Raw genomic sequence first — 25,937 nt, forward strand, 5'->3', positions numbered from 1 at the left:
TGATTCCACGCGCCGTCCGGCCCGGCAGGACTCCCCGTGCATCGTGTGCCGAACGGCACTACTCGGACGTCGGCTGCTCCGAGCGCGGGTCGCCGATCGGACGGCCGCCGACGCCGATGATGTGCCAGCCCAGGTCCGGGAAACCGGCGCTGCGCGCGGTGCGGTCCGATGCCGTGTTCGCCGGGTCGTGCAGGTAGATCGGCACCGCGCCCTGCGCGACGATCCAGCGCGCTGCCTGCGCGACGAGCGCCGTGGCCAGCCCGCGGCCGCGATGCGCCTCCTCGGTGCCGACGGAGATCTCCATGCCCGCGCCGTTGTGCCGCTTGACCCCCACGCCCGCCGCGTACCGGCCCGCGTCGTCGAACCTGATCAGCACGCGGCCGCCGAACGGGTGCAGCCACTCCGGCACCCGCGGGTCGAGCGCCGGCACCCACTCGCCGGCGTCCGGCAACTCCGCGGGCGCGTTCGTCCACCGGAACACCCCGCGGTACGCGGTCGCGTCGGGCCGCCCGATCGCGGCGGGCAGCCGGTCGGAAACGTCGTCCCAGGTCGGCACCGCGTCGCGTACCGAGTCGACGGCATCCGGCGCGACGGACAGCACGCCGCCGCGCGGCGTCGACACCCCGACCACGTCGCGGACCTGGCCGTCCCACCCCGGCCGGGTCCGCACGGGGCTGCCGACCACGGTCAGGCCTTCCGCCTCGGTCCACCCTCCCAGGTATTCGGCCAGGAACTCGGTGAGACGTCGGTCCGTGCAGATCTCGCGGCTGTCCATCGCCCGAAGAATACGTCGCGCGACTCGCCGCCACCCGCAACCGTCCCGGTACGCCGTCGCGGTGACGGGTGTTGTCGGGCGTCGGGTGTAGGTTCGCGAACGTGGAGGAGATGTTCGAGGCGCACCGGCGGGAGCTGACCGCCTACTGCTACCGGATGCTCAGCTCGGCGTTCGAGGCCGAGGACGCGGTGCAGGAGACCATGATCCGCGCCTGGAAGGGCTACGAGCAGTTCGAGAACCGCTCGTCGGTGCGCTCGTGGCTGTACCGCATCGCCACCAACGTGTGCCTGGACATGCTCGGCAGCGCCCAGCGCCGGGCCCGCCCGATGGACCTGGCCTCGGCCGGCGCGCCCGAGCGGGTCACCAGCGCGCCCGTGCCGCTGGCCGAGTCGGTGTGGGTCGGCCCCGCGCCCGACGACCGGCTGCTGCCCGACACCGCCGACCCGGCGGACCTGGCCGTGGCCCGCGAGTCGGTCCGGCTAGCGTTCGTCGCCGCGCTGCAGCACCTGGCCCCCAAGCAGCGCGCGGTGCTGATCCTGCGCGAGGTGCTCGCGTGGAGCGCCGCGGAGACCGCCGAGCTGCTCGGCCTGACCGTCGCGTCGGTCAACAGCGCACTGCAGCGGGCCCGCGCGAGCCTGAGCGCCGCCCACGCGAGCGACGCCGACGTGCTGGCCCCGACCGACGCCGAGCAGGCCGCCCTGCTCACCCGGTACGTCGAGGCGTTCGAGCGCTACGACCTGGACGCGCTCGCCGCGTTGCTGCACGAGGACGCGACGCTGTCCATGCCGCCGCTGGACCTGTGGTTCCGCGGGGTCGACGACATCCGCGCCTGGATGCTCGGCCTCGGCTGCGGCTGCCGGGGCTCCCGGCTGGTGCCCGTCGCCGCGAACGGCCTGCCCGCCTTCGGGCAGTACCGGCCGACCGAGGACCCGGACCGGCACGAGCCGTGGGCGCTCATCGTCCTGGAGATCTCAGCCGGACGGATCGCCGGGGTCAACAACTTCCTCGACACCGAGCGGCTGTTCCCGCTGTTCGGCCTGCCGCCCGTGCTCGTGCGCGGCAAGGAGGCCGAGCTCGTCGGCTGAGCCCGGATGCGACGGCAGCACGCTGCGCAGCCCGGTCAGTTCCAGCAGCAGCCGCAGGTGCGGACCGGCCCGCCACAGCCGCAGCGTGCCCCCGGCGCGGGCCGTGTGCAGGCGCAGCCGGGCGAGCACGTCGAGCCCGGCCAGGTCCGGCCTGGTCAGGGTGCCGACGTCGCAGAGCACCACCAGGTCGCCGCCTGCCGGCAATGCCGAGTGGGCGTCGTCGACCCGGGCGCACAGCGGGGCCAGGTCCTCCGCGCCCAGTGAAGGGCCGATGACCAGCACCGTGTACGCCTCCCGCGCGTGCTCGCGCACCGCTGCCTCCTCCGCGGCGCGCCCGCCCGCCGCCCGGTCGGTTGTACGCCTTGTCAGATAGGACGGTCAACGGCGGCCGAACTCATCGACGCGGCGAGGCAGATCATGTCTAAGCAGCTCACGGGGCCGACAAAACTTTCTTCCCGGGGCCGATGAGTTTCGCGGGGCTCGTTCGTCGGAGTGGGTGAGACGGCAGCCGAGCCAACCGGGCGCGGCGCCGGCACCGACCGGAGGTCATCATGAGGAAGATCGTCGCTGGGCTGTTCGTGTCGCTGGACGGCGTCGTCGAGGCGCCCGAGACGTGGCACTTCCCGTACTTCGACGACGCCATGGGCGCGGCTGTCGGCAAGCTGATGGAAGACTCGGACGTGATGCTGCTGGGCCGCACCACCTACGACGGCTTCGCCGAGTACTGGCCCAAGAGCGAGGACGAGTTCGCGGCCGTCATGAACGGGCGGCGCAAGGTCGTCGTGTCCAGCACCCTGCAGGACCCGACCTGGGAGAACACCACGGTCGTGCGCGACCTGGACGAGCTGCGCGCCCTCAAGGCCGAGCCGGGCAAGGACCTCGGCATCACCGGCAGCGTCGTGCTGGTGCGCTCGCTGCTGCGGGCCGGGCTGCTGGACGAGCTGCACCTGCTGGTCCACCCGATCGTGGTCGGCCACGGCCAGCGTCTGTTCGACGACGGCGAGACGATCCCGCTGACCCTGGTGTCGTCGGAGACGTTCAAGACCGGCGTGCTGAACCTGGTGTACGCCCCCGCCCCGGCCGCCGAGGCCTGATCCGACGCCGCGTGGCCTGGGCGCACCCGGTGCGCCCGGCCGCGGACCCCGTCCTTGCGCGCCAAGATACCTAGAACTACTATGCATCACGCTTCTATGTATCTGACGTAAGGGGAGCTGGCCGATGGCCGACGATGGTATCGCCGTCAGTGGGTTGACCAAGGTTTACAAGAACGTGCGCGCGGTCGACGACCTGTCGTTCACCGTCAGCCCGGGCCGGGTCACCGGCTTCCTGGGACCGAACGGCGCGGGCAAGACGACCACGCTGCGCATGGTGCTGAACCTGGTCCGCCCCACCGCGGGCACCGCGACCATCGGGGGGCGGCGCTACGCCGATCTCACCGATCCCATCCGCAAGGTCGGCGCGCTGCTGGAGGCCTCGGGCGCGCACCGCGGCCGCACCGGCCGCAACCACCTGCGCATGCTGTGCGACGCGGCCGGCATCCCGGTCAGCCGGGCCGACGACGTGCTGTCCACCGTCGGACTGACACCGGCCGCCAACCGCAAGTTCAAGGGGTACTCGCTGGGCATGCGCCAGCGGCTGGGCATCGCCGCCGCGCTGCTGGGCGACCCGGACGTGCTCGTCCTGGACGAGCCCGCCAACGGCCTGGACCCCGAAGGCATCCGGTGGATGCGGGACCTGCTCAAGTCGCTCGCCGACGAGGGCCGCACGGTCCTGGTGTCGAGCCATCTGCTGACCGAGATGGAGCTGCTCGCCGACGACGTCGTGATCATCGCGGCGGGCAAGCTGGTCCGGCAGGGCACGGTGGCCGAGATCCTCGCCTCGGCCGGTGCCGCGCAGATGCTCGTACGCACGCCGCGCCCCGAGGCGCTGGTCGCCGAGCTGGGCGCCGGGGTCACGGCCACCCCCGCCGAGGGCGGAGCGCTGCGGATCGTGGGCGCGGACGGGCCGACGATCGGGGCGGCGGCGCTGCGGGTGGGCGCCGAGATCCATGAGCTGACCGCCGAGCGGCGCGACCTCGAGAACGTGTTCCTGCAGCTGACGGCCGGAAAGGCAGACATCCGATGACCGCGACCCTCCAGACGCCCCCGGCCACGGCCCGCCCGGTGATCGCACACGTCGGCGTCCCGGGGCTGCGGCTCGTCCGCAGCGAGTTCCGCAAGATCACGACGACGAACGCGTGGTGGCTGTTCGGCCTCGCGTCGGTGTTCTTCACCGGGTTCGCGCTGTTCATCAACATGTCCGAGGCGGCCCAGCACCTCGAGCGGGCCCGCGACACCGCCGCGGTGTTCAAGCCGGGCCGCGGCATGAGCGCGGCCGAGGTCGCCGCGGCCAGGGCGGAGTTCGCGCAGCTGCACGACCTGCCGCTGCAGGCGGTCAACGCGGCGGGCAACATCTTCACCAGCGGCCAGTTCTTCGGTCTGCTGCTGGTGATGCTGCTGGGCGCGCTCGTGATCACGAACGAGTTCCAGTACCAGACGGCGACGGCCACGTTCCTGACCACGCCGCGCCGTACGCAGGTGGTGTTCGGCAAGCTGCTGGCGGTGCTCGGGCTCGGGTTCGTCTTCTGGCTCGTGGCGCGGGTCCTGTCGCTCACGGCCGGGCTGATCTTCTTCGACAACCTCGGGCTGACCAACTCGCTGGGCGAGTGGCCGGTGCAGCGGGCGCTCATCTTCAACCTGGTCGCGTACCTGCTGTGGGCGCTGCTCGGGTTCGGGCTCGGCACGCTCATCAACAGCCAGATCGGCGCGGTCGTCACCGCGATGATCATTTATCTCGGGGGTTTCGTCGGTGCGATCGGCGTGTTCAGCCTCATCCGGGAGTACCTCATCCACGAGGACTGGGTGCTGACCTCGGCCGTCATGATGCCGTCGATCGCCTCGCAGGTCATGGTCTCGCCGGAGAAGCTGTACCCGGAAGCCGCGGCGTGGTGGGTCGGCGTGCTGGTGCTGACCGGCTGGTCGCTCGTCGCCGGAGCCATCGGCATCGTGCTCAACCGCCGCCGCGACATCGCCTGACGACCGGCGCGCGTCTCGCGGGTGCGCGGCGGGCGGCAGTGCCCGCCGCGCACCCGTGCCTCAGTGCGCCGAGACGGGTGTGAACCGGGTGTGCGTCGGGTCGAGCAGGTGGATGCGGCTGGTGGCGATGTCGAAGTACATGCCGACCAGCTCAAGTCGTCCGTCGTGGACGCGTTCGGCGACCGCCGGGTAGGACATCAGGTTCTCCAGCTGCTGGACCACGTTCTGCTGGCAGAGCCGGGTCAGGTGGTCGCCGTCGCCGACCTGACCCACCCGGTGCAGGCTGGGCTGGGCGTGGCGCAGCCAGCGCAGCAGGTGCGGCATCGGCGCGGGCAGGGTGCCCGGGCGCAGCAGCGCGGCCAGCGCGCCGCAACCGGAGTGCCCGCACACCGTGATGGTGCGCACCTCCAGCACGTTCAGCGCGAAGTCCATCGCCGCCGGCACGCTGCCGTCATGATCGCCGTCATCGTGCCGGGGCACCAGGTTGCCGACATTGCGCACGGTGAACAGGTCCCCGGGACCCGTCGACGTGATCATGCTGGGCACGATGCGGGAGTCGGCGCAGGTGATGAACAGCTGGGTCGGCTGCTGGCCGGTGCGGGCCAGCTCGGCCAGCAGCGGGCCGACCCGGCGGGCCCCGTGCCGGTGGAACAGCCGCGCGCCGCGGGTCAGGCGCTCGCGGGCCCCGTGCGGCACGGCGCGGTGCATGCGGGGCAGCAGCCACGCGGTCGGGTGGATCTTCCGGGCCGGCGCGCGCTGGCCGGTTATCGCGTCGGCGTACCAGTTGTGGTGCAGTTCGTGCACCTCGACGGTGCCGCCGCCGCGCTCGTGGCCGGTGCGCCAGTCGTGCAGCGCGGTCACCGCGGCGTGGTCCATGAAGTCGGCGTTCAGCTCGACGCCGACCGCGACGCCCGCGGGCACCTGGGCCAGCGTCCGGCTCAGCCGCGGCACCGCCAGGAACGTCAGCGACCCCTCGATGGCGACGTGCCAGCCGTGCTCGTCCTGGTAGGCCCGCACGGTGGCGTGAGTGAGCCGCCAGACCGACAGCAGCAGCGCGCACGCCATGCCGACCAGCACGCCTTCGAACAGGCCCAGCACCACCACAGCCAGCAGCGTGAGCACGTACACCGGCATCTCCCGGTGCTGGTGCACCTGCTGGGCGTGGGTCAGGTTGACCATCTGCACGCCCGTGTAGACCAGCAGCGCGGCCAGGGCGGGCAGCGGGATCAGCTCGATCACCGGCGCGGCCACCAGCACCAGCACCAGGATCCACACGCCGTGCAGCACCGCGGACAGCCGGGTCCGGCCGCCGGCCTTCACGTTCGTCGTCGAGCGCACGATCACCCCGGCGACCGGCAACCCGCCGAGCGCCCCGGCGACGACGTTGGCCGCGCCCTGCCCGGCCAGCTCGCGGTCCAGGTTGACCCGGGGCCCGTCGTGCATCCGGTCGACGGCGACCGCGCACAGCAGCGACTCGACGCTGGCCACCAGCGCCACCGCGCCGACGGCCGCGAGCAGCGTCGACGGGGCGGCGTCGGGCCAGATCGGACCGGCGTCGAAGGCGAGGATGTCGTCGGGGATGTCGACCCGCTGCAGGTCCCAGCCGGTCGCCACCGCGACGGCGGTGCCGACGATCACCGCCGCCAGCGGCGCGGGCACGATCCCGGCCAGCGTCGGCACGGCCCGCCAGCCCCACAGCACGGCCAGGGTGAGCACGCCGACGAACACCGCCGGGGTGTGGTTGTGCATCAGCTCGGACGGCAGGGCGCGCAGGTTCGCCAGCGCCGAGGCCTGCGGGGCGTCGCCGAGCAGCACGTGCACCTGGGACAGGACGATCACGACGCCGACCCCGGCGAGCATGCCGTGCACGATCGCGGGCGAGACGGCCAGCGCCGCCCGCGCCACCCGGGACGCGCCGAGCAGCAGTTGCAGCACCCCGGCGGCGACCGTGATCGCGCACGCCCCGCGCCAGCCGAAGGTGGCCACGGTCTGCGCCACGATCAGTGTCAGGCCGGCCGCGGGGCCGCTCACCTGCACCACGGAGCCGCCCAGGGCTCCCACCACGATCCCGCCGATCACGGCACTGATCAATCCGGCCAGTACGGGCGCTCCCGACGCCACCGCGATGCCCAGCGACAGGGGCAGCGCCACCAGCACCACCACCAGGGACGCGGGCACGTCCGTCCGCAACCGCTCACGCCATTGTGCGCTCATGTAGACGACCACCTCTCCTTACGCGTTCTGCCCACCTCAACTGCGGCAAGCTGAGAAAACGCTGATGAAGAGATCGTCGATCAATGCTGTGGACCGTCCGGATCGTGCGGCCGGTAGAGACCGAGCAGCAGGCCGTGCCGTATGCCGTCGGCACCGGCGTCAGGAGTGTCCTCGGCGAGGGCGGTCAGCGTGGCGGTGAGGTCCCGCACCTGGTCGGCGGTGAGCCGCAGGTGGCGCAGCACCAGGAACGGGTCCGGGGCGGCCGCGGCGATCTCCGCGCCGAGCGCCTGGAACGCGACCACCGTGTTCTCCGCCGCCGCCGGGCCGGTGTAGTGCAGCGCACGGGCCGGGCGGGCGTAGTACTGCTCGGTGCCGCCACGCACGGTGCGGGTGCCGGCGGGCCGGACCAACCCGGCATCCACCAGCACCTTCAGGTGGTGCGCCACATTGCCCTTGTTGGTACGCAGCACCGCCGCGAGCCGGCTGACCGTGGCGGGACGTTCGAGGGCGAACAGCAGCCGGTGCCGCATCGGATGGGCGAGTGCCTTGTAGTGCTCCGGCGAGCTCACCTGCATGACCGCCTCCTCGGCCGGCTGCTGGTCCGCTGCTTCGTCGTCGCGTGCCGTCATGGCTCAAGCGTCAAGAACTCTTGACGCTTTGTCAAGCGGCGTGCTTCCCTGTACGACATGCAGACCCCTGAAGTGACCGACATCGTCGACCGCCTGCGGACCCTCGTGCAGGAGCGCTACGTGTTCCCCGACGCGGCCGCCGAGATCGCCGACCGGCTGGCCGCCCGCCGGGACGGCTACCCCGCCGACCCGGCCGCGCTCGCCGGAGCGGTCACCGCCGACCTGCAGTCCGTCAACGGCGACAAGCACCTGCGCCTGCTCCACCACGCCGAACCGCTGCCCGAGCAGGCCCCCGGCGACGACGCGGCCGAGTACGCGGTGATGGCACAGTGGGCCGAGCGCACCTGCGGCGGGATCGCGAACGCGCGCCGCCTGCCGGGCGACGTCGGCCTGCTGGAGGTCACCCCGGTGCTGTTCCCCGCGGTGCTCGTCGGCGACGTGTACGCGGCGGCGTTCACGCTGCTCGCACCCGTCCGGGCGCTGATCGTGGACCTGCGCGGCTGCCTGGGCGGCGAGCCGTCCGCGGTCGGCCTGTTCATGAGCTACCTGTGGGACCACGAGCCGGTGCAGCTCACCGGTATGTACGAACGCGCCACCGACCAGGTGCGGCAGTCGTGGACCCACGCGCACGTGCCCGGCCGCCGCTTCGGCCGCGACCGGCCCCTGTACGTGCTGACCAGCAAGGGCACCTTCTCGGGCGGGGAGGCGCTCGCGTACGACGTGCAGCAGACCGGCCGCGGCGCCGTCGTCGGCGAGCAGACCCGCGGCGGCGCCCACCCGCGCGAGGCCTTCCGCCTGCACCCCCACCTGGAGGCGACCATCTCGGTGGCCCGCGCGGTCAACCCGGTCTCCGGCACGAACTGGGAGAGCGTCGGCGTGACCCCGGACCTCCCGACGAGCGCCGACCAGGCCCTGCCGACCGCCTACCGGGCCGCGCTGGAGCAGGTCTGCGCCGAGGGCGGCCCGTCCGCCGCCGAAGCCCGCGCCACCCTTGACGCCGGCGCACCGCTCTAGTCCGGCGCGCCGCCTTCGGCCGTGCGCACCCGCCAAGGGCCGCCGGTCGAGGGGTTGCGCATTCATGGAGGCTGATCGATACTGCCGTCACGTCGACTTGGGGAGGTCGCGATGGCGCGGATCGGCACAGGACTCCTCGTGGTGGCACTGGCGCTGCCGTCCGGCCTGGTGGCCTGCACCCGCCAGCAGCCGACGACGCTGCGCATCGAGGTCGCCGGGCTGGCGGCGGGGCTCGCCGCCCGGGTCACCGTGGCCGGCCCGACCGCCTACGAGATCACCGGCACCGACGAGCGTGAGGTCGAGCCCGGCGAGTACACCCTGACGATCGGCCCGGTCACCCAGAACGCCGTCACCCACTACCCGCCGGCCGACACCGTCCAGGTCACGGTGCAGGAGGGTGCCAAGGCCACCGCCACGGCCGCCTACCGCGTCGCCGTGCCCGAGACGACCAAAGTCCTCGACCCGGCGAACACGGGCATCACCAGGGTCGACACCGGATCCGTGACGCTCGGCGCGAACGCGCCGCAGGCGGCGGCTCTGCGTGCGGGCGACCACCTGGTGGCCACGAAGGACGGCAAACTCCTGGTCCGCAAGGTGACCAGGGTGAACCGCACGGGCGGCTCGGTGACGCTGGCGACCGAGCGCGCCCGGCTCGACGAAGCGCTGCCGTCCGGCGTCATCGAGATCGACGCCGGGCAGGGGCTGGAGATCCTGCGCCCCGCCTCCTTCACCGGCAAGGCGAAGGAACCCCTGGTGGAACTGAGCTTTCAGTTCCGCGTCAACGACCGGTGCCGGGCCCGGGACACCACCTCCACGGTCACCTCCGGCGGCCACCTCACCTACCGGCTCGACGAGATCAGCCTGCCGATCACCGGTGAGATCAGCTGGAGCGCCACCCCACCCCGGGTCACCGCCACCGTCGACGCCCGCCTGCGGGTGCGCCAGTCCGTCCAGGCCGGAGTGGACCTGGCCGTCAGCTGCATCGCCCGGACCGAGGTCGACCTGCAGAAGGCCTGCCAGGGCATCGTCGGCCGGCTGGTCCGCGTCGGCCCGTTCACCTTCGGCTGCACGTTCAAGGTCGGCGCGAAGGCGTTCGCGGAGACCAACGCCAGCTGGAACCCCGGATTCGAACTCAACCCCGAGGCGGGCTTCACCGCGACGGTCGGCACCGACACCGAACCCCGCATCGAGCCGTTCTTCGAACCGGGCTTCACCGGCAACTTCGACCCGCCAGAGCACGTCTCCCGGATCGGCGCGGAGGCCTTCATCAAGGTCGGCCTCGAAGCGAAGGACCCCGTCGGCATCCTGGTCGTCAACGCCCGGGTCGAGATCGACGCCGGGCCGACCCTGGAGAGCTCGCCCGAGGCCATGGCGCTCACCTTCGCCGTCACCCCGCGCCTGGTCGTCGAAGGCGAACTCGACCTGCTGATCGGCAGCGCCAAACGCCGCTTCGACGAGGAGTTCGAAGGCTGGCGGTGGGATCTGTGGCGGCTCGACCGGCCCCGGCCGCTCCCCTCGCCCGTGGACCCGCTGCCCCAGGGCCTGCCCCGCAACCTGCGCCTGCCCGGGGAGGACGATCCCGAGTTCGCCGATCGCAGCGACGCGCTGAGCACCCCGTGGTCCATCGCCGGATGCCCGGACCGGGCACTGCCGTCCGACGCCCGGCGCACCGCCATGCGCACGGTGTCCTGGGGCGCCGGCGACGGCGGCTTCACCAGCCAGGTCGCGGTCTACCCCGACGAGGACACCGCCCGGCAGGCGATCGAGCAGGTCCGCGCGGCGGTGCCCGGCTGCCCGGTGACCCGCCGCCTGCCGCTCACCGGGGTGCCGCTGGGCCACGAGGGCTCGCGTTACGGCACCTTCACCGTGTATGACCCGCCGTACGCCGACATCCCGGGAATGGGCTACCGGGAACAGCTGGTCGTGGTCCGCCTGTCGAACGCGGTCGTGGTGGTCGTCGGCCACGCCGGCGTGATGCTCGTCGAAACCCTCACCGAGGACATGAGCGGGCATCTCAGGGCGGCGGAAGGCATCGTCGACCAGCTCTGCTCGGCGGGTTTCCGCTGCTGACCCCCACTACAGCAGGCGTTCCAGGTAGGACTCCAGCACCGGGAGCGGGGCGGCGTGCGGGCCCTCCCACTCCATGTCCAGGAAGGCCAGCAGGTCCGCGGCCGGGTCGTGCTCGTCGAGCAGCGGGAGCAGGGCGTCGGCGGCTTCCTGGCCGTACGTGATGAGCAGGTTGACGCGCAGGTAGCCGAAGTCGTAGCCGGGCGCGCCCCGGGACGCGTTCGTCCAGTCCACGATGCCGGTGAGCCGCCCGTCGTGCCACAGCGTGTTGCCCGGGTGGTAGTCGCGGTGGATCAGGGTGCACCGCACGGGAGGCGCGACGGCCGCCCCGGCGGCGATCGCCCGCTCCCACAGCTCGGGCCGGGTGCTGGACCGCGGCGGCCGCGCGTCGGCGAGCACGACGTACGGCTCGAACGGGGCGACGCCCGTGCCGTCGGCGGCGTGCACGCCGCGTGCGGCGGCGACGAGCTGGCGCAGCATGCCCGTCGCCGGGGGCGGTCCGACGTCTTCACGATGGGTGGCGCTGGGCAGCATCGTGCCCGGCAACCATGTCATCAGCAGCGCCGGGAAGTCGGTGTGCGCACCCGTCTGGTCCACCGCGACGACCTCGGGCACGGGCAGGCCGGTGCCGGACAGCGCCGCCAGCGCGGCGACCTCGTTCGCCGGAGTGAACCACGGGTCCTCGACCTGCCAGCCGGGCCGGCACCAGCGCCGTAGCGCGTACCGCCGCCCGTCGGCCGTGTCGACGGCGCTGATGGCATGGGCGACGCCGCCGACCAGCGGGGTCACCGCGGCGATCGGCGCGCCGACGGCGCGGTGCAGCCAGTGCAGGGTCTCGGGCGTCGGGGGTGGATACGCGTTCACGCTCCTACGATCGCAGCCGGCAGCGGGGTCGCATCCGCCAAGGTACGCCGCCGGTTTCGTCCCCTTCGTCACGTGTGGGGGCACGCTCCACCGCCGTACCCGACTCGCAAGATCTGTTTTTGTGGACGCTGGATGCCCCTATGACGACGTCCATCGTCCACAAAAACAGATCTTGGAACAACCGCGCGACCGGCTGGACTTCGGACGGGTGACCGGTCACGGGTCAGCGCGACGCGCACCGGTCGCCTACCGTGGACCGTCCGTCCCCACCGCAGGGAGTGTGTCCGTGACCGAACCCCGTCCTGACCAGGCCACGAGCACGTCCGGGCCCGCCCGGTTCATGCTGGCGCTGTGTGTGCTGATGCTCGCCGGGGCGGTGTGGCTGATCGCGATGCCCGAGGAGGACACCGACGAGGAGCCGGTCCCGCAGGCGCAGGCGGCCGCCGAGTGCCTGGCCGCCGGCGAGGACCCGGAGCCGCACGGCACACTCGTCGAACGTCTGGCGGTGCAGGCCGGTGACGACTGGCTGCGCCTGTACGTCGCCGACGGCCGGCGCTGGGTCTATCTCTGCGAGGGCAACCAGTACGGCCACTACCAGGGCTTCGGCTCGATCATCGAGGAGCCGCCCACGCAGGGGCTGCACTTCTTCGGCGGCTGGGACGCGGTCGCCAAGCCCAAGGTCTTGATGGGCGCGCTGCCCGCCGGGGCGACCGCGATCGAGGCCCGGCTGGTCTCCGGCGAGGTGCTGCGCGGCACGCACGACGGCACCTACTTCGCGATCTGGTCACCGGACGCGACCGTGGAGGGCGCCACGGTGACCGCTACGGGCGCGGACGGCAAGGTGATCGCCACCGCGCCCGCGCCCGTCGGCTGAGTTACAGCCGGAAGTCCAGGTCGGCCGGCACGACCGCGACCTCCAGCTGCGCCTTCTGCAACCGCCCGGAGTAGTCCCAGTTCAGCGCCTGCCAGCGGGTGAACTGGTCGAGCACCCACATGCCGGACTGGCGGCTGCCGTTGCCGGAGCGGCCGTTGCCGCCGAACGGCAGGTGCGCCTCCGCGCCGGAGGTCGAGTTGTTCACGCTGACCATGCCCGCGCCGATGCCGCGCCGGAACGCGAACGCCTTGCTCGGATCGGTGGTGTAGATCGCGCTGGACAGCCCGTACCCTGGGGCGTTGGCCAGCTCGATCGCCTCGTCGAGGGAGCCGTAGGTGGTGACGCCGACCAGCGGGCCGAACGTCTCGTTGTCGAAGATGTCGTCCCCGGGACGGACCCCGTCCACGATCACCGGGTGGTAGAACAGGCCGGCCGCCGGGTCGCCCACGAACCCCGCCCGGGGATTGTCCCCGGTGATCCGCCCGGTCGGGCCGTGCACCCGGTGCCCGCCGGAGATCCAGCCCAGATATTTCTCGTATGCCGTCGCGAAGCGCTCGTCCAGCATCGGCCCGTAGAGCACGTCCCCGGTCGGGTCGCCGATCGCGGCGGCCGCCGTCGCCGCGGTGAAACGGCGCAGGAACTCCCCGTGCACCGACTCGTGCACGATCGCCGTGCCGAGCGACGTGCAGCGCTGACCGGCGGTGCCGAACCCGGCGAACAGCGCGCCCTCCACCGCCAGGTCGAGGTCGGCGTCCTCGGTGACCACCATCGGGTTCTTGCCGCCCAGCTCCAGGCACGGGCTCTGCAGGTGGCGGCCGCACAGCTCGCCGATCGCGCGGCCGACCTCGGTCGAGCCGGTGAAGCCGACCTTCTGCACCAGGCCCTCGTCCAGCGCCTGGGACAGCCCGGTGAAGGTCTCCGGGCCGTCGGCGTGCACCAGGTTGAGCACCCCGGCGGGCAGCCCGGCCCGGACGAACAGCTGGTAGAGGGCGTCGGCGGCGGCCGCGGCGTACCCGGCGGGCTTCCACACCACGGTGTTGCCGCACAGCAGCGCGGGCACCAGGTACCAGGACGGCACGGCGACCGGAAAGTTGCCCGCCGTGATGATCATGGCGGTGCCGACCGGTTCGCGGAAGGTGAACAGCTGCTTGTCCGGCATCTCCGACGGCACCGTCTGGCCGTACAGGCGGCGGCCCTCGCCGAGGAAGAAGCGGCAGGTGTCGACGATCTCCTGCACCTCGCCGCGCGCCTCGGCCAGCGGTTTGCCGATCTCGCGGGTGACCAGCCGGGCCAGCGCCTCGGCGTTGGCCTCGACCAGCGCGCCGATGTTCGCCACGACCTGCCCGCGCACCGGCGCGGGCACGTCGGCCCAGGCGCGCTGCGCGGCGTGCGCCGACCGGGCCGCCGCGGTGACCGTGGCCGGGTCGGCGAGCACGACCTGGGCCACGACGTCGTTCAGGTCGGCGGGGTTGCGGCTGTCGAGCATCCGGGCGGCGGCGGTGACCGGCGCGCCGTCGATCATCGAACGAAGCATGCCCAGCATCATGCCCCCGCCTGCGGGCTCCGCCAAGGTCCGGCTCGGCGCGGTGGTTTCATGTGAGAATGTGCCGATGCAGCGAGTAACAGGTATCGGCGGGGTCTTCCTCCGCGCCCGCGATGCCGAAGTCCTGCGGGCCTGGTACGCCACCCATCTTGGCATCGATGTGAGCGAATGGGGCGGGCACACCTTCCGCTGGCACGCGGGCGGCACGACGGGCTGGACGGTCCTGGAGAAGGACACCGACTACATCGGCGACCCCGGCCAGCCGTACATGATGAACTTCCGGGTGGACGATCTGGACGCGATGCTCGCCCAGCTGCGGGCCGCCGGCGCCAGGGTCGCCGACGAGGTCGAGGACGGGGAGTTCGGACGGTTCGCCTGGGCGTACGACGCCGAGGACAACCGCTTCGAGCTGTGGCAGCCGCCGCGCGGCCGGTGAAGGCGTTCCTGACCGGCGACCGGGTCTGGCCCGCGGGCTGGACCCGGCTGCATGTGTACCTGCTGCCCGACCTGGCGCACGATCAGGGCCTGGCGCGGCTCGTGCACGGCTGCCGGGCGGCCATGGCCCCGTTCGGCTTCCTGTCGCCGGTGCCCGACCCGTGGCTGCACGTCACCGTCCAGCCGGTGATGGGCATCCCCGCCGCCGAGATCGGACCCGGCGAGCGCGACAAGCTCACCGCCCGGCTCACCGAGGCGCTGTCCGGCGTGCCCGCGTTCACTCTCACCGCCGGGTCCGCGCTGGCCAGCGTCAGCGTCGTGCTCGCCGACCTGGACGGCGACCTGCCCGGCGAGCCGCTGCACACCCTGCACAAGCGCACCCGTGCCGCGATCTCCGATGTGCTGGGCAGCGAAGCGGTCGCCTACCAGGCGATGCCGGGCCATCTCACGCTCGCGTACGCCACCGGGTCCGGCGACTCCGGCCGAGTGCAGGCCGCGCTGCGCCAGGTGCGCCCGAGCCACGCCGCGCTGACGGTACGCGAGGTGCACCTGCTCGACGTCGCGCAGGACACCCGGGCGGCCGGATACCGGTGGACGCCGGTGGCCCGCATCCCGCTCGCCCGCCCCTGACGTGGGATCCGCCGCGACAGCGGACCCCGGCACGTGCCATCATCGCGACATGCTCGAGCAGTGGCGCACCATCGCGGACCTGGACGCGGCACGGCAACGCTTCGAGGCGGCCATCCCCGGCTGGCAGCCGCCGGCCGCGTTCGGCATCGCCCGGCTGGTCTCCGGACGGGCCGTGTTCGCGCGGGTGGCGGTCGGCGACGGTTTCCTGCCGGCCGTCGCGCTGGCGACCGTCTGCGGCCATCGCGGCGGCTCCGCCTCGTACCCGCTCTCCCCCGCCGACCTCGACCGGGTCATCGCCCTGCTCACCCCCGCCGTGGCCTGCACCGAACTGCCGCACCCCAACCTGCATGCCTGGCGGGCGCTGCGCCTGCAGCTCGGCCTCGGCGAGCACGCGCTCGCCGCTTTCGCGCACGACCTGTCCGCTCAACCCGGCGATCGGCACGTCGCCGCCATGCTCGAACAGGTCGAGCCGGTCAGGTGAACGGTTCACCGGTGCGGTTCGGCCGAACCGGGTGAACCGGGAACGCCGTCGGCACGTACAGAGTGCGTCCCGACGATTGGAGAACCCTCATGGGTCGTAGAACCTCGTGGTACCGCTCTCTGCGGATGACCGGCGTCGCGCTTGCCGCGGCCGCCGTCGCGGCCACGGTCGTGCCGGCGCCCGCCCACGCGACTTACGTGGTCCACTGCGAGACGAAGGCGTCGCAGATTCATGCCACTGCCGGTTCCTGGTGTTTCGCGGGGACGGGGTCCATTCCGGTCAACATCCCCCAGACCAGCCTGGTGCTGGCAGGCGATCGCAACCTGCTCGTCGAGTTCTCCGACGGATCGTCGGTGAAGGTCAACGCATGGGCGATCAGATCGGTGTGTGTGCAGATCTTCAACTCGTGCGTGCCCAGGAACACGGTCCGCATCACGCGCTCCTAGCGCCGGACACGTCCGGGGACCGCCAGGATGTACGGCGGTCCCCGGACCAGGCGCGGCTGTCCGCGCAGGACGCGCCCGCTCGCCGACGATCTCGGGGCCGCGGACATCACGCTCGCCCGGGAGTACGACCGAGGGTCGGCCGTCCGGCCGCTTCGGCCGCGCGCCTGAACGCGCCCGCCACCACTTCCGTATTACGACGCGGGCGGTGCCGTCGGGCACCGGGCCCGGCATTACGACGCGGGCGGTGCCGTCGGGCACCGGGCCCGGCGTGACGTTTCGCAGACGGCAGGGGTGGCGATGGCAGTGGACCACAGGTGCGTACGGTGCGGCGAGCCCGTGGCCGGCCCGTACTGCGAGCATTGCGGCCAGGCCGACGTGGGCGTCAACGAGCCGCGGGTCGGTCGCCACCGCTACGACGAGGATCCGGCCGGCTCGGCGTGGCCCGATCAGACGGCGCCCACGCAGGTGCGCAGCCGCCGGGACGAGCAGGCGTTCGGCGATCGTACGGCGCGGCCGGCCCGCAGGTGGCCCGACGACCGCTTCTTCCGCGGCATGATGATCTTCCTTGTCTGCGCGGGCTGCATCTCCGCGATCCTCATCGTTTACCTGACGCTCGGCACCCGGGTCCGGCCCCAGTCCGCGCTGGACGCGCCCGCGGCGGAGGTCGTCCCCGAGGCCATGTGGTCCGACCCGCCCGCCCCGGTGACCCCCTCGGCCCGGCCTGCGGTCACCGGCACGCCGACCGCGTCACCGAGCCGGGCCACAGCGACGGACAACTCGCCGAGCGCCCACCCGGCGAGTTCGTCGCCGTCGCCCGGCCTCACGCCGGGCAGCCCGACGCCGCCGAGCCCGGCGCCGCTGGTGACGGTGCACTACGACGCCGAGTCGCCGCAGAACAGGCTGACCACGGGCGCGTCGCCATCGGCCCAGATCGTCAGCTGCACGCTCTGCGCGGGCGGTAGGAAGATCCGGTACGTGGGTGGCGGCAACACCGTGTCCTTCACCGGCATCACCGCGGCGCAGGCGGGCCCGGCGACGGTGCGGATCATGTTCCTGAACGGCGACGCCGCGCCCCGCAGCGCCGGTCTGACGGTCAACGACGGGGCGACGCACGCGGTGACCTTCGCTCCGACCGGCGGCTGGCAGACCCCGGGCGCGGTGACCGTCGTGGTCGAGCTGCAGGCCGGGCAGAACGTGCTGACGTTCGCGAATCCGTCGGGGTGGACGGCCGACCTGGACGGGATCGACGTCACGACGGGAGGGTGACGGCGGCCTCAGGACCCGAGGCTCAGCAGCAGCGGGCCGGTGGGAGCGGCGAGGAGGTCGTCGAGCCGCACCTCGTCCAGGCTGGCCAGGAACGCCTGCTGCGCGCGGCGCAGCGCCGAGCGGAGCCGGCAGCCCGACCGCAGCGGGCAGGGCGGTTCGTCGCACGAGACGACCTCGTCCTCGCCCTCGAACGCGCGCACGATCTGGCCGACGGTGAACGCGGTGCGGGCGTCGGCGGCCAGGGCGACGCCCCCGGCGCGACCGCGGGTGGTGACGAGCACACCCAGGTGCTGCAGCCGCTGCACGACCTTGGCGACGTGGTTGCGCGGGACCGCGAGCCGGTCGGCGAGCTCGTCGACGGTCCACAGGCCGTCGCGTGCGGCGGTCGCCATGGCGACGCGCAGCGCGATGTCGGTGGCGCGGTTGAGCTTCACCGATCGACCTTAACCAGCCGGGATGGCCGTCGCCAGCGTGCTGCGCGCTGTGGCGGGCGCTACAGCCCACGACGGCCCAAAAGAGGTATCTTGCATACCTGTTTTACCGGAGCCACCGCGTCAACCAGGAGTCTTCATGCTCTCCACCTCCTCAGCGCAGGTCGTCAAGGCGACCCTGCCGGTCGTCCGCGCCCACGGCGAGGCCATCACCGGCACCTTCTACCAGCGCATGCTCGAAGCCCGCCCGGAGCTGCTCAACCTGTTCAACCGGGCCAACCAGGCCACCGGCGAGCAGCGCCAGGCACTGGCCGCCGCCGTCGTCGCGTACGCCGAGCACCTGCTCGGCGACTCGCCCGTGCCCTTCGCACCGGTGTTCGAGCGCATCGCCCAGAAGCACGTCTCGCTGGGCATCACGCCCGCCGACTACACGATCGTCGGCAAGCACCTGCTCGCCGCCGTCGGCGAGGTGCTCGGCGACGCGGTCACCCCGGAGATCGCCGCCGCCTGGGACGAGACCTACTGGCTGCTGGCGTGCGAGCTGATCGCCCGCGAGGCGCGGCTCTACCACACCGCCGGGGCCGCCGAACCGGCCGACGTCTGGCAGCACTGGCGCGTCGTCGACCGGACCGCGGAGACCGACGACGTCGTCTCGTTCACCCTGGTCCCCGCCGACGGCGCGGCGGCCCCCCGCCACATCCCCGGCCAGTACGTCTCGGTCGCCGTCGAGCTCGGCGAGGGGCGCGGCCGCCAGATCCGCCAGTACAGCCTGTCCGGCCCGCCCGGCGCCGGCTACTGGCAGATCACCGTGAAGCGGGTACGCGCCACCGGCGCCGCCCCGCAGGGCATGGTCTCCACGTTCCTGCACGACGACGTGCACATCGGCGACCTGCTGCGGCTCAGCGTGGCCGCCGGCGACGTCGACGCGACCGCCGGCGACGGCCCGCTGCTGCTGGTCAGCGCGGGCATCGGACTCACCCCGGCGATGTCGGCGCTGGAGCACGTCGCCGTCACCAGCCCGCGCCGGCCGGTGGTGCTCGTGCACGCCGACCGGTCCCGGCGCTCCCACGCCATGCGCCACCGCCTGCCCCGCCTGCACACCCAGCTCGACGACCTCACCGTGCGGCTGTGGTACGAGGAGCACCCCGCCGACACCGACCCGGCCGGCCTGCCCGCGCAGGTCGCCACCGGGCGGGTCGACCCCGACCAGATCCCGCTGCACCCGGACGCGCACGTCCACCTGTGCGGGCCGGTGCCGTTCATGAGCCACGTCCGGCAGAGCCTGCTGCGCCGCGGCGTGCCCGCCGAGCGCATCGCCTACGAGGTCTTCGGCCCGGACATGCTCCGCGCGGCCCAGGTCTGACCGGCCCCGGCGACCCGCGCGGCAGACAAGACCCCCGCAGTCAGGCGCGGCGCATACGCCGGGTCAGTTCAGCGGCACGGTGCAGCTGGACGCCGCGCGCCTGGCCCGTGACGAAACCGCGCATCGCCGCGGCCATGGTGATCTCCATCTGGTCGTCGACCGCCGTGCCGTCGCCCTGCGGGGTGAGCCGCACGGTCCACTCCAGGCGTACGCCGCCGGGGCTTACCACGCTCTGCCGCAGCGCAGCACCCTGTTCGAGCACCCGCATGCGTACCCGGATCAGGTTGTCCCAGCGCAGCACCTTCAGGAAGCGGAAACGTTCGACGGCGACGTAGTCGGTCACCGGCTCGCCCTGCTCGTCGAGGCCGCGGCGTACGTCGCGCACCTCGACGAGCAGCGGCGACAGCCCGATGTAGTGCCGCGGCTCGGTCAGGTGGGCGAACACGGTGTCCGGCGGGGAGTCGACACGCCAGGAGTGGACGAGGTGGGCGACGGCCATCGCGACAGCGTAGTGGGGTACGGCGGTGTGGCGTCGGCCGGAACCTCCGGCGGGGCGGGTCCGTCGGAGCTGCCATGAAGCTGCGTGCGGCACTCCTTCTCGTCCTGGCCACGATCGGCCTCGTCGTGGTGGTCTCCCCGGCTCAGCCGGCCTGGGCCTGCTCCTGCGCCAACTCCCCCGGCGACGAGCAGGACCGGCATGCCCAGCGCATCGTCCTGGGCACCGTCACGCAGGTGACGGACGAGTCGATCCGGCTCGTGGTCGACTCGGTCGAGAAGGGCGACGTCGCGATCGGGCAGACGCTCGGGCTGCGCGTGAGCCGCAGCGAGGCCAGCTGCGGCTACGAGTTCCGCCGCGGCGACCGGTACCGGGTGAACGTGTACAACGGCGCCACCGGCTTGTGCACCGGCGTCGTGCCCGCACCGCCCGCGGTGTCCGCGCCCCCGGCGTCCGATCCCGCCGTGGTCTCGCCGCCCGTCGTGGCCGAACCCGCTCCTGCCGGGACATCGCGCTCCTGGTGGCCCGCCGTCGGGGCGGTGCTGGTCGCGCTCGCCGCCGGTGTGGGGCTCGCGGTGCTGCGACGACGCCGTGGCGCGGCCCGGTAGGGCGCCGCCCCTCACCTCGGGTCGGTGAGTGCGCCCTCGTCGGCCAGGCCGAGGAAGACGTCCAGGACCGCGGGGTCGTACCGGGAGCCGCGCCCTTCGAGCAGCACCAGGCGGGCGCGGGCCGGGCTCGGCACCGCGTGACGGGCGTCGGCCCAGCCTTCGCACAGCGTGAGGATGCGCGCGCCGATCGGGATGGCCGAGCCGGCGAGCCCGTGCGGGTGGCCGCCGCCGTCGTGGCGTTCGTGCGCGGCGGCGAGCAGCGGCGCCAGGTCCGGCCGGTCCGCGAGGTCGGCGAGCAGCCGGGCGGCCTGGTCAGGCCCGGCGCGGGCCGGGTCCGCGGCACCCGGCAGGGGCGGGCCGCAGGTGAGGATGAGGCAGCCGATGCCGTGTACCCGCGCCGCGGCGGCGGTGCGCAGCCGGGTCTCCTCGTCCAGGCCGAGCTCGGCTGCCGTACGCCAGGCCCAGCCGCTGACCGCGGCGCTGCGCGGGCCGTGGCCGCGGATGCGGTCCAGCTCGTCGGCCAGCCAGACCAGCGCCGGCGGCAGGTCCAGCGCCGGGGCCGTGTCGACCTGTTCCCGGGGGCCGCAGCCGAGCACCCGGTCGCGGCCCAGCGCCTTGGCCCGGTACAGCTCGCGGTCCGCGGTGTCGATCAGCTCGTCGACGCGCAGCCGCCCGGAGGCCACCGGGACGGCGCAGGCGACGCCGAACGACGCGGTCAGCGCGAGCGGCTGCTCGACCCCGGGCACCGCGACCGGGGCCGAGCGCAGGTCCTGGCGCAGCCGCTCGGCCAGCTCCCAGGCGGCCCGGCCGTCGGTGCGGGGCAGCAGGCACACGAACTCCTCCCCGCCATACCGGCAGAGCAGGTCACTGGCCCGAAGGGAGCGGCGCAGCCGGTCGGCGACCTCGGTCAGCACCGCGTCGCCGACGGGGTGGCCGTGGGTGTCGTTGATGGATTTGAAGTGGTCGAGGTCGACCAGGACGACGCTGAGCGGGGCGCTGTTGCGGGCCGCGTCGGCGTCGGCGGCGAGCATCTCCTCGAAGAAGCGGCGGTTGTAGACGCCGGTCAGCGCGTCGGTGATGGCGGCGGTGCGCAACTGCTCGGTGAGCCGGGTACGGTCGCGGGCGGCGATGATCTGGCGTACCAGCAGGCTGATCAGCAGCAGCATGGCCACGGTCAGGGTGACCCGGCTGATGCGCCCGGACAGGATCAGGTCGGCCCCGGCGAGCCCGCCGACGACGAGCAAGGCGACCAGGGCGGGCAGGAAGGACACCTCGTGGGCGGGCAGCCGCTGCCCTTCGTCGCCGGGCCGCCGGGCCGCGACGAGCGCGGCCAGGCACAGCAGCAGCAGTTCGAGCTGCCAGCCCACGTTCAGCCAGGTGGAGCTGGTGTACTGGTGCAGCACGCTGGTGTACGCGTAGACGGCGTCCATGATCACGCCGACACCGAACCCCACGGCGAACAGGACCATGGCGGCGGGCACCCGCCGCGCTCCGGTGAGCAGCAGCCCGACCAGCACGCTGAAGATGATCACGGAGAACACCGGGTACAGGAACGTCACGAACGCGGCGGGGTCCCAGCTGGCCGGCACCAGCGGGCTGATGACCACCTGCCAGCCGATCGCCGCCCCGGCCGCGGCCACCAGCAGCGCGTCGAGCAGCCCGCGCAGTCTCAACCCCAGCGCGACCGTGATGCCGGCGATGGTCAGCACGAAGCGCAGCACGTAGCCGGCGTCGGCCAGGGTCGGCACCGGCGGGTCGCCGCCGGGGGTGGTGTAGACGTAGTACGCCCAGACCGTGTCGCCGAACAGCCAGGCCACGTTGGAGGCGACGAGCAGCCGCCAGGCGGTTCTGGTCCGGCCGGTGTTGCTGCGGGCCGCGTAGACGCTCAGGCCCAGCAGGACGGCCACCGGCACCAGGTACAGCACCTCGCCGGTGAACCTGGCCAGGTCGGGTCGGTCCTGGCCCAAGTAGGTCAGCCCGGCGTACAGGGCCAGCCAGCCGAGGCAGCCGACGGCGGAAGCGACCAGGACCCGATCGCCGCTGAGCGGCACCCGGTTTCTGTTCACCATCCCGTGCCCCCGTGATGACCCGTCGGCGTGGGTGGCAGCTTGCTCAACCATCTTGTCAAGAATGGTCAGCATGCGTCCCGTTTAACCGGAATCCGGTGGCCGGTTCAGCGGTCGGGTTCAAGCTCTCGGGGCAACGCGAACTGCTGGTTCTCCGTCGCGGCGGTCACCTGGTCCACGTGATCGAACCCATACGGCACGAGTGCCGCCAGCACGGACTGGATCACCGATTCGGGGGCCGAGGCGCCTCCGGTGAGTCCCAGCGTCTTCACCCCGGTGAGCCACTGAGGCCGGAGGTCGCTCTCATCGTTGATCAGGTATGCGGGCTTTCCGGCCGCCGCGGCGACGTCGACGAGGGCGCGGCTGTTGTGCGAGTTGGCCGACCCCACCACCAGCACGAGATCTGCCCGCTCGACGAGCCGGCTCACCGCGGTCTGCCGGTTCTGGGCGGCGTAGCAGATGTCGTCACTCGGCGGATCGATCAGGTGCGGAAAGCGGGTACGCAACCGGGCGACGATTCGCATCGTGTCGCTCATGACGAGGGTCGTCTGCGCCAGCCACACCACCTTCGCCGGGTCTGGGACGTGTAGCGCGCCGATGTCAGTGGAGTGGTCGACCACCTGAATGCGGTCCGGGGCCTCGCCCAGGGTTCCGATGACCTCGTCGTGGTCGGCCTGGCCGATCAGCAGGATGCTGTACCCCTCATCGGCGTAGCGGCGCGCCTCCCGGTGCACTTTGGTGACCAGCGGACAGGTGGCGTCGACGACCTGCAGCCGGTTACCGTTCGCCGCCTGGCGGACCTGCGGCGACACCCCGTGTGCCGACAGGATGAGTCGAGCGCCGGCAGGCACCTCATCGACTTCGGCGACGAAGACAGCGCCAAGATCGCGAAGGCGCTGCACGACGTGTCGGTTGTGCACGATCTCGCGCCGGACGAACACCGGCGCACCGTGGAGTTCCAGCGTCCGTTCGACAGTGGCGACGGCGCGGGACACTCCGGCGCAGAACGCCCGAGGCTCAGCCAGCAATACTGTGCCCATATCACCCTCCGGAGACACGTGGTCGCCGGTTACTACGTCTGCGGGTGTTGACGGGTTCACCAGTGTGCTGAGTCTGTGCGGGGTCAGCAGGCGTCGACGATGACCTCGGCGCGCAGGCGCTCGTAGACGGCGGGGTCGACGGTTCCGGCGACCGGGGACAGCACCGCGGCGGCCGACAGCGCGACGGCGTCGCGCAGCCGCTCGGGCCAGGGTTGCCCGGCGAGCAGGCCGCGGGCGAGGGCGGCTACGCAGGCGTCGCCCGCGCCGGTCGGGTTGCCGGTGAGCGGCTCGGCGAGCCGGGCGCGCCATACGCCGTCGGCGCTGACGGCGACCAGGCCGCCACCGCCCAGCGACGCGACGACGTCGCCCGCGCCCAGCTCCCGCAGCGCGGCGACGGCGGCACGGGCCGCGTCCGGGCCGTCGACCCGGATGCCGGTGAGCGCGTGCAGTTCGGCGGCGTTCGGTTTGACGAGGTCGGGCTGGACCCGCAGGCCCTGGCGCAGCGGGTCGCCGTCGGCGTCGAGGATCGTGGCGGCTCCGGCGGCGTGGGCCAGGGCCAGCAGTTCGGCGTACGCCGTCGCGGGCACGCCCGGTGGCAGCGACCCGGACAGCACGACGACCTTGACGCCGCCGAGCAGGGCGGCGAAGTGCGCGGTGAACGCCGACCACTCGGCGGCCGACACGATCGGGCCGGGCTCCCAGAAGCCGGTGGCGTCGGCGCGGTCGGCGACGACCACGGTGCGGCGGGCGTCCCCGGTCACCGGCAGGAAGGCTTCGGCGACGTCGTCGGCGACGAGCAGCTCGCGCAGCCGCTGCCCGGTGGGTCCGCCCGCCAGGCCGGTGGCCAGCACCGGCGTGCCGAGTCCGTGCAGCACCCGGGCCACGTTGACGCCCTTGCCGCCGGCGCGCTCGGCCACCGTGGCGACCCGGTGCGTCGCGTACGGGGTCAGCGCGTCGACCTGGTAGGTCACGTCGAGCGCCGCGTTGGGTGTGACGGTGAGGATCATCGAGTTACCTTAACCGCCGTTACGGTGATCATTTCGAGGCTGGTCAATACGTGGCGGCGCGGAGCGTCCGGAATGTCTTGAAGGTGCGGTACGGCGACCGTGGTGCAGCCCGCCCCCTCGGCGGCGGCCAGCCCGGCCAGGCTGTCCTCGATCGCGACGCAGCGCGCCGGGTCCACGCCCAGCAGCGCCGCCGCGGTCGCGTACGGCAGCGGGTCCGGTTTGTGCCGCGGCACGTCGTCTGCGGTGACCGTGTGCGCGAACACCGCCCGGCCGAGCACGTCGAGGATGAACTCCGTGTCGGCCCGACCCGACGAGGTGACCAGCGCGCACGGCACACCGGCCGCGCTCAGTCCGTCGAGCAGGCGGCGCGCGCCGGGCCGCAGCCGTACCCCGACCTCGGCGACCCTGCGCTTGACCGCCCGGTCGATCCATCGGTCCAGGTCCGCCGCCGCGTACCGCCCGCCGGTGGCCGCGCCGACCACCGCGACGATGCCCGCCACCGTGCCGCCGATGACCTGCGCCTGGTCCAGCGGGTCAGCGCCCAGCTCGGCGGCGACGCCGAGCACCGCCTCGATCCACAGCGACTCGGTGTCGACCAGGGTGCCGTCCATGTCCAGCAGGACCGCGTCGAACGCGCCGAGGTCGAACAGCATCATGCCTCCATGACGAACGTGCTCAGCACCGCCCAGTGGTCCGAGGTCCACTCATTGTCGGCATGGTGCGGCATCGCGCGCGGCTCGCCCACCCCCACGGTGTCGGACGCCACCGGCCGCAGGGGTCCCGCGTAGTGCACGAAGTCGATGCGGTCCTGCGGTTCGAGCACCCCCTCCTGCTGCTCGTGCCAGTGGTTCAGCGGAGACCAGGTGTGGCCGGGCTTGGCCGCGGCGTCCGGGTGCACGACGCGGTACGAGTCGCGCAGGCCGGCCCGCTCCACCGCCACGCTGACCTGCCACGGCAGGTTCGGCCAGTCCAGGTGCGAGGGCACGTTGAAGTCGCCGGTCAGCAGCACCGGGAGGTCGCGCTCGGCCAGCGCCGGGCGCAGCGCGTCGATGATGTCGGCGATCTGGCGTGGCCGGCCCGCCTCCTCCTCGCGGGCCAGCACCTGCGGCACGGTCATCCCGGCCAGGTGGAAGTCGTACGGCCCGTACGGCTCGTAGTTCAGGTGTGCGCTCCACACGACCAGCTCACGGCCGGTGGGCAGCTCGATCCGCGCGCCGACGCCGCGCAGCGACTCGTCGCCGTAGCGGGCGGTGATCGGGTGCGGCGAGATGACGCCGCAGCTGCCGCCCTGGTGGTGGTGCCAGCCCAGGTCCTCGGCCAGCTCCTGGGCCGCGACGCCGAGCGTCTCCTGCAGGCCGACCACGTCGGGCGCCTGCTCGCGCAGGAACGCCAGCTGCTTGGCCCGGGAGTCGTCGACGAACCGCCCGGCCAGCCACAGGTTCCACGACATGACCCTCAGGTAACCGTTGTCTACGCCCATCGCCGCTCAACACTCCTGCTCATGCAACGCCATCGCGGCCGCCCTCGAC

At 72.9% G+C, this 25,937-nt stretch carries 27 protein-coding genes; 14 read left to right on the top strand and 13 right to left on the bottom strand.

Annotated features, from left to right (window positions below; all coding sequences use genetic code 11):
- Positions 1-58: 58 nt before the first annotated feature.
- Entirely contained in the window at positions 59-775 is a 717-nt protein-coding gene (locus Cco03nite_RS19285; RefSeq protein WP_203693529.1) for a GNAT family N-acetyltransferase, read from the bottom strand.
- Between the two features lie 110 nt (positions 776-885).
- Between Cco03nite_RS19285 and Cco03nite_RS19290 the strand changes: the two genes are divergently transcribed.
- Positions 886-1,860: a sigma-70 family RNA polymerase sigma factor gene (locus Cco03nite_RS19290; RefSeq protein WP_203693560.1), complete on the top strand. Its 975-nt coding sequence runs from the start codon at positions 886-888 to the stop codon at positions 1,858-1,860.
- On the opposite strand, the gene Cco03nite_RS19295 is transcribed toward Cco03nite_RS19290, so the two are convergent.
- A complete protein-coding gene (locus Cco03nite_RS19295; protein WP_203693530.1) occupies positions 1,747-2,172 on the bottom strand; it encodes an STAS domain-containing protein in 426 nt (141 codons plus the stop codon). The two genes, Cco03nite_RS19290 and Cco03nite_RS19295, sit on opposite strands and share 114 nt — an antisense overlap.
- Positions 2,173-2,411: 239 nt before the next feature.
- On the opposite strand from Cco03nite_RS19295, the gene Cco03nite_RS19300 reads away from it, so the two are divergent.
- The 3 genes from Cco03nite_RS19300 to Cco03nite_RS19310 all read left to right on the top strand — a co-directional run bounded on the left by Cco03nite_RS19300 (position 2,412) and on the right by Cco03nite_RS19310 (position 4,934).
- Positions 2,412-2,954 (top strand): dihydrofolate reductase family protein, encoded by a 543-nt coding sequence (locus Cco03nite_RS19300; RefSeq protein WP_203693531.1) that lies wholly within the window; start codon positions 2,412-2,414, stop codon positions 2,952-2,954.
- 124 nt (positions 2,955-3,078) lie between these two features.
- Positions 3,079-3,984, top strand: a complete 906-nt coding sequence (locus Cco03nite_RS19305) for an ABC transporter ATP-binding protein (protein WP_203693532.1) — start codon at positions 3,079-3,081, stop codon at positions 3,982-3,984.
- Positions 3,981-4,934, top strand: coding sequence for an ABC transporter permease family protein (locus Cco03nite_RS19310; protein ID WP_203693533.1), 954 nt, complete (start codon positions 3,981-3,983; stop codon positions 4,932-4,934). The genes Cco03nite_RS19305 and Cco03nite_RS19310 overlap by 4 nt, the downstream gene beginning before the upstream one ends.
- 60 nt (positions 4,935-4,994) lie before the next feature.
- Here Cco03nite_RS19310 and Cco03nite_RS19315 read toward each other — a convergent pair whose 3' ends face one another.
- Positions 4,995-7,148, bottom strand: a complete 2,154-nt coding sequence (locus Cco03nite_RS19315; RefSeq protein ID WP_203693534.1) for a bifunctional SulP family inorganic anion transporter/carbonic anhydrase — start codon at positions 7,146-7,148, stop codon at positions 4,995-4,997.
- A gap of 80 nt (positions 7,149-7,228) precedes the next feature.
- Entirely contained in the window at positions 7,229-7,777 is a 549-nt protein-coding gene (locus Cco03nite_RS19320; protein WP_239167489.1) for an ArsR/SmtB family transcription factor, read from the bottom strand.
- A gap of 57 nt (positions 7,778-7,834) precedes the next feature.
- Between Cco03nite_RS19320 and Cco03nite_RS19325 the strand changes: the two genes are divergently transcribed.
- Together Cco03nite_RS19325 and Cco03nite_RS19330 are read left to right on the top strand one after the other, a co-directional pair.
- On the top strand, positions 7,835-8,791 hold the full coding sequence (locus tag Cco03nite_RS19325; protein WP_203693535.1) for a S41 family peptidase: 957 nt from the start codon (positions 7,835-7,837) through the stop codon (positions 8,789-8,791).
- Between the two features lie 111 nt (positions 8,792-8,902).
- The gene (locus Cco03nite_RS19330) at positions 8,903-10,861 is read left to right on the top strand and encodes a hypothetical protein (protein WP_203693536.1); all 1,959 of its coding nucleotides are present in this window, start codon (positions 8,903-8,905) and stop codon (positions 10,859-10,861) included.
- Positions 10,862-10,867: 6 nt separating this feature from the next.
- Here the strand turns inward: Cco03nite_RS19330 and Cco03nite_RS19335 are convergent, their stop codons facing one another.
- Complete coding sequence (locus Cco03nite_RS19335) at positions 10,868-11,722, bottom strand: phosphotransferase family protein (RefSeq protein ID WP_203693537.1); 855 nt, start codon at positions 11,720-11,722, stop codon at positions 10,868-10,870.
- 286 nt (positions 11,723-12,008) lie between these two features.
- Between Cco03nite_RS19335 and Cco03nite_RS19340 the strand changes: the two genes are divergently transcribed.
- The gene (locus tag Cco03nite_RS19340; protein ID WP_203693538.1) at positions 12,009-12,596 is read left to right on the top strand and encodes a hypothetical protein; all 588 of its coding nucleotides are present in this window, start codon (positions 12,009-12,011) and stop codon (positions 12,594-12,596) included.
- Position 12,597: 1 nt separating this feature from the next.
- Here the strand turns inward: Cco03nite_RS19340 and Cco03nite_RS19345 are convergent, their stop codons facing one another.
- Complete coding sequence (locus Cco03nite_RS19345; RefSeq protein ID WP_239167490.1) at positions 12,598-14,130, bottom strand: aldehyde dehydrogenase family protein; 1,533 nt, start codon at positions 14,128-14,130, stop codon at positions 12,598-12,600.
- A gap of 76 nt (positions 14,131-14,206) precedes the next feature.
- Here Cco03nite_RS19345 and Cco03nite_RS19350 point away from each other — a divergent pair, with 76 nt between their 5' ends.
- The 5 genes from Cco03nite_RS19350 to Cco03nite_RS19370 all read left to right on the top strand — a co-directional run bounded on the left by Cco03nite_RS19350 (position 14,207) and on the right by Cco03nite_RS19370 (position 17,397).
- Positions 14,207-14,575 carry a VOC family protein gene (locus Cco03nite_RS19350; RefSeq protein ID WP_203693539.1) on the top strand — a complete coding sequence of 123 codons (369 nt, stop codon included), beginning with the start codon at positions 14,207-14,209 and terminating at the stop codon, positions 14,573-14,575.
- Positions 14,551-15,204, top strand: coding sequence for a 2'-5' RNA ligase family protein (locus Cco03nite_RS19355; protein ID WP_203693540.1), 654 nt, complete (start codon positions 14,551-14,553; stop codon positions 15,202-15,204). Before Cco03nite_RS19350 ends, Cco03nite_RS19355 begins: the two co-directional genes overlap by 25 nt.
- Before the next feature lie 49 nt (positions 15,205-15,253).
- On the top strand, positions 15,254-15,685 hold the full coding sequence (locus tag Cco03nite_RS19360) for a hypothetical protein (RefSeq protein WP_203693541.1): 432 nt from the start codon (positions 15,254-15,256) through the stop codon (positions 15,683-15,685).
- A gap of 125 nt (positions 15,686-15,810) precedes the next feature.
- On the top strand, positions 15,811-16,131 hold the full coding sequence (locus Cco03nite_RS19365; protein ID WP_203693542.1) for a beta/gamma crystallin domain-containing protein: 321 nt from the start codon (positions 15,811-15,813) through the stop codon (positions 16,129-16,131).
- Positions 16,132-16,428: 297 nt separating this feature from the next.
- A complete protein-coding gene (locus Cco03nite_RS19370) occupies positions 16,429-17,397 on the top strand; it encodes a carbohydrate-binding protein (RefSeq protein ID WP_203693543.1) in 969 nt (322 codons plus the stop codon).
- Between the two features lie 8 nt (positions 17,398-17,405).
- Here Cco03nite_RS19370 and Cco03nite_RS19375 read toward each other — a convergent pair whose 3' ends face one another.
- Positions 17,406-17,831: an RrF2 family transcriptional regulator gene (locus Cco03nite_RS19375; protein ID WP_203693544.1), complete on the bottom strand. Its 426-nt coding sequence runs from the start codon at positions 17,829-17,831 to the stop codon at positions 17,406-17,408.
- A gap of 136 nt (positions 17,832-17,967) precedes the next feature.
- On the opposite strand from Cco03nite_RS19375, the gene Cco03nite_RS19380 reads away from it, so the two are divergent.
- Entirely contained in the window at positions 17,968-19,191 is a 1,224-nt protein-coding gene (locus Cco03nite_RS19380; RefSeq protein WP_203693545.1) for a globin domain-containing protein, read from the top strand.
- Between the two features lie 40 nt (positions 19,192-19,231).
- On the opposite strand, the gene Cco03nite_RS19385 is transcribed toward Cco03nite_RS19380, so the two are convergent.
- The gene (locus Cco03nite_RS19385; RefSeq protein WP_203693546.1) at positions 19,232-19,690 is read right to left on the bottom strand and encodes an SRPBCC family protein; all 459 of its coding nucleotides are present in this window, start codon (positions 19,688-19,690) and stop codon (positions 19,232-19,234) included.
- A 74-nt stretch (positions 19,691-19,764) separates the two neighbouring features.
- Between Cco03nite_RS19385 and Cco03nite_RS19390 the strand changes: the two genes are divergently transcribed.
- Positions 19,765-20,295: a hypothetical protein gene (locus Cco03nite_RS19390; RefSeq protein WP_203693547.1), complete on the top strand. Its 531-nt coding sequence runs from the start codon at positions 19,765-19,767 to the stop codon at positions 20,293-20,295.
- 11 nt (positions 20,296-20,306) lie between these two features.
- Here Cco03nite_RS19390 and Cco03nite_RS19395 read toward each other — a convergent pair whose 3' ends face one another.
- The 5 genes from Cco03nite_RS19395 to Cco03nite_RS19415 form a co-directional block, all read right to left on the bottom strand.
- A complete protein-coding gene (locus tag Cco03nite_RS19395) occupies positions 20,307-22,364 on the bottom strand; it encodes a bifunctional diguanylate cyclase/phosphohydrolase (protein WP_203693548.1) in 2,058 nt (685 codons plus the stop codon).
- Positions 22,365-22,468: 104 nt separating this feature from the next.
- Positions 22,469-23,401 (bottom strand): 4-hydroxy-3-methylbut-2-enyl diphosphate reductase, encoded by a 933-nt coding sequence (locus tag Cco03nite_RS19400; RefSeq protein ID WP_203693549.1) that lies wholly within the window; start codon positions 23,399-23,401, stop codon positions 22,469-22,471.
- An 83-nt stretch (positions 23,402-23,484) separates the two neighbouring features.
- Positions 23,485-24,408 carry a 1-phosphofructokinase family hexose kinase gene (locus tag Cco03nite_RS19405; protein WP_203693550.1) on the bottom strand — a complete coding sequence of 308 codons (924 nt, stop codon included), beginning with the start codon at positions 24,406-24,408 and terminating at the stop codon, positions 23,485-23,487.
- Positions 24,405-25,064, bottom strand: coding sequence for an HAD family hydrolase (locus Cco03nite_RS19410; protein WP_203693551.1), 660 nt, complete (start codon positions 25,062-25,064; stop codon positions 24,405-24,407). Before Cco03nite_RS19410 ends, Cco03nite_RS19405 begins: the two co-directional genes overlap by 4 nt.
- The gene (locus Cco03nite_RS19415) at positions 25,061-25,888 is read right to left on the bottom strand and encodes an endonuclease/exonuclease/phosphatase family protein (protein ID WP_203693552.1); all 828 of its coding nucleotides are present in this window, start codon (positions 25,886-25,888) and stop codon (positions 25,061-25,063) included. Before Cco03nite_RS19415 ends, Cco03nite_RS19410 begins: the two co-directional genes overlap by 4 nt.
- Between the last annotated feature and the right edge of the window lie 49 nt (positions 25,889-25,937).

This window comes from Catellatospora coxensis, from assembly GCF_016862635.1.
In the GTDB taxonomy this organism is placed as follows: Bacteria; Actinomycetota; Actinomycetes; order Mycobacteriales; family Micromonosporaceae; genus Catellatospora; species Catellatospora coxensis.

Excerpts from the sequence above, each read along its gene's own strand:
- Cco03nite_RS19285 (WP_203693529.1), bottom strand. The coding sequence starts at position 775 with ATGGACAGCCGCGAGATCTGCACGGACCGACGTCTCACCGAGTTCCTG.
- Cco03nite_RS19290 (WP_203693560.1), top strand. The coding sequence starts at position 886 with ATGTTCGAGGCGCACCGGCGGGAGCTGACCGCCTACTGCTACCGGATG.
- Cco03nite_RS19300 (WP_203693531.1), top strand. The coding sequence starts at position 2,412 with ATGAGGAAGATCGTCGCTGGGCTGTTCGTGTCGCTGGACGGCGTCGTC.
- Cco03nite_RS19305 (WP_203693532.1), top strand. The coding sequence starts at position 3,079 with ATGGCCGACGATGGTATCGCCGTCAGTGGGTTGACCAAGGTTTACAAG.
- Cco03nite_RS19310 (WP_203693533.1), top strand. The coding sequence starts at position 3,981 with ATGACCGCGACCCTCCAGACGCCCCCGGCCACGGCCCGCCCGGTGATC.
- Cco03nite_RS19315 (WP_203693534.1), bottom strand. The coding sequence starts at position 7,148 with ATGAGCGCACAATGGCGTGAGCGGTTGCGGACGGACGTGCCCGCGTCC.
- Cco03nite_RS19320 (WP_239167489.1), bottom strand. The coding sequence starts at position 7,777 with ATGACGGCACGCGACGACGAAGCAGCGGACCAGCAGCCGGCCGAGGAG.
- Cco03nite_RS19325 (WP_203693535.1), top strand. The coding sequence starts at position 7,835 with ATGCAGACCCCTGAAGTGACCGACATCGTCGACCGCCTGCGGACCCTC.
- Cco03nite_RS19330 (WP_203693536.1), top strand. The coding sequence starts at position 8,903 with ATGGCGCGGATCGGCACAGGACTCCTCGTGGTGGCACTGGCGCTGCCG.
- Cco03nite_RS19345 (WP_239167490.1), bottom strand. The coding sequence starts at position 14,130 with ATGCTTCGTTCGATGATCGACGGCGCGCCGGTCACCGCCGCCGCCCGG.
- Cco03nite_RS19350 (WP_203693539.1), top strand. The coding sequence starts at position 14,207 with ATGCAGCGAGTAACAGGTATCGGCGGGGTCTTCCTCCGCGCCCGCGAT.
- Cco03nite_RS19360 (WP_203693541.1), top strand. The coding sequence starts at position 15,254 with ATGCTCGAGCAGTGGCGCACCATCGCGGACCTGGACGCGGCACGGCAA.
- Cco03nite_RS19365 (WP_203693542.1), top strand. The coding sequence starts at position 15,811 with ATGACCGGCGTCGCGCTTGCCGCGGCCGCCGTCGCGGCCACGGTCGTG.
- Cco03nite_RS19370 (WP_203693543.1), top strand. The coding sequence starts at position 16,429 with ATGGCAGTGGACCACAGGTGCGTACGGTGCGGCGAGCCCGTGGCCGGC.
- Cco03nite_RS19380 (WP_203693545.1), top strand. The coding sequence starts at position 17,968 with ATGCTCTCCACCTCCTCAGCGCAGGTCGTCAAGGCGACCCTGCCGGTC.
- Cco03nite_RS19385 (WP_203693546.1), bottom strand. The coding sequence starts at position 19,690 with ATGGCCGTCGCCCACCTCGTCCACTCCTGGCGTGTCGACTCCCCGCCG.
- Cco03nite_RS19390 (WP_203693547.1), top strand. The coding sequence starts at position 19,765 with ATGAAGCTGCGTGCGGCACTCCTTCTCGTCCTGGCCACGATCGGCCTC.
- Cco03nite_RS19395 (WP_203693548.1), bottom strand. The coding sequence starts at position 22,364 with ATGGTGAACAGAAACCGGGTGCCGCTCAGCGGCGATCGGGTCCTGGTC.
- Cco03nite_RS19400 (WP_203693549.1), bottom strand. The coding sequence starts at position 23,401 with ATGGGCACAGTATTGCTGGCTGAGCCTCGGGCGTTCTGCGCCGGAGTG.
- Cco03nite_RS19405 (WP_203693550.1), bottom strand. The coding sequence starts at position 24,408 with ATGATCCTCACCGTCACACCCAACGCGGCGCTCGACGTGACCTACCAG.
- Cco03nite_RS19410 (WP_203693551.1), bottom strand. The coding sequence starts at position 25,064 with ATGATGCTGTTCGACCTCGGCGCGTTCGACGCGGTCCTGCTGGACATG.
- Cco03nite_RS19415 (WP_203693552.1), bottom strand. The coding sequence starts at position 25,888 with ATGGGCGTAGACAACGGTTACCTGAGGGTCATGTCGTGGAACCTGTGG.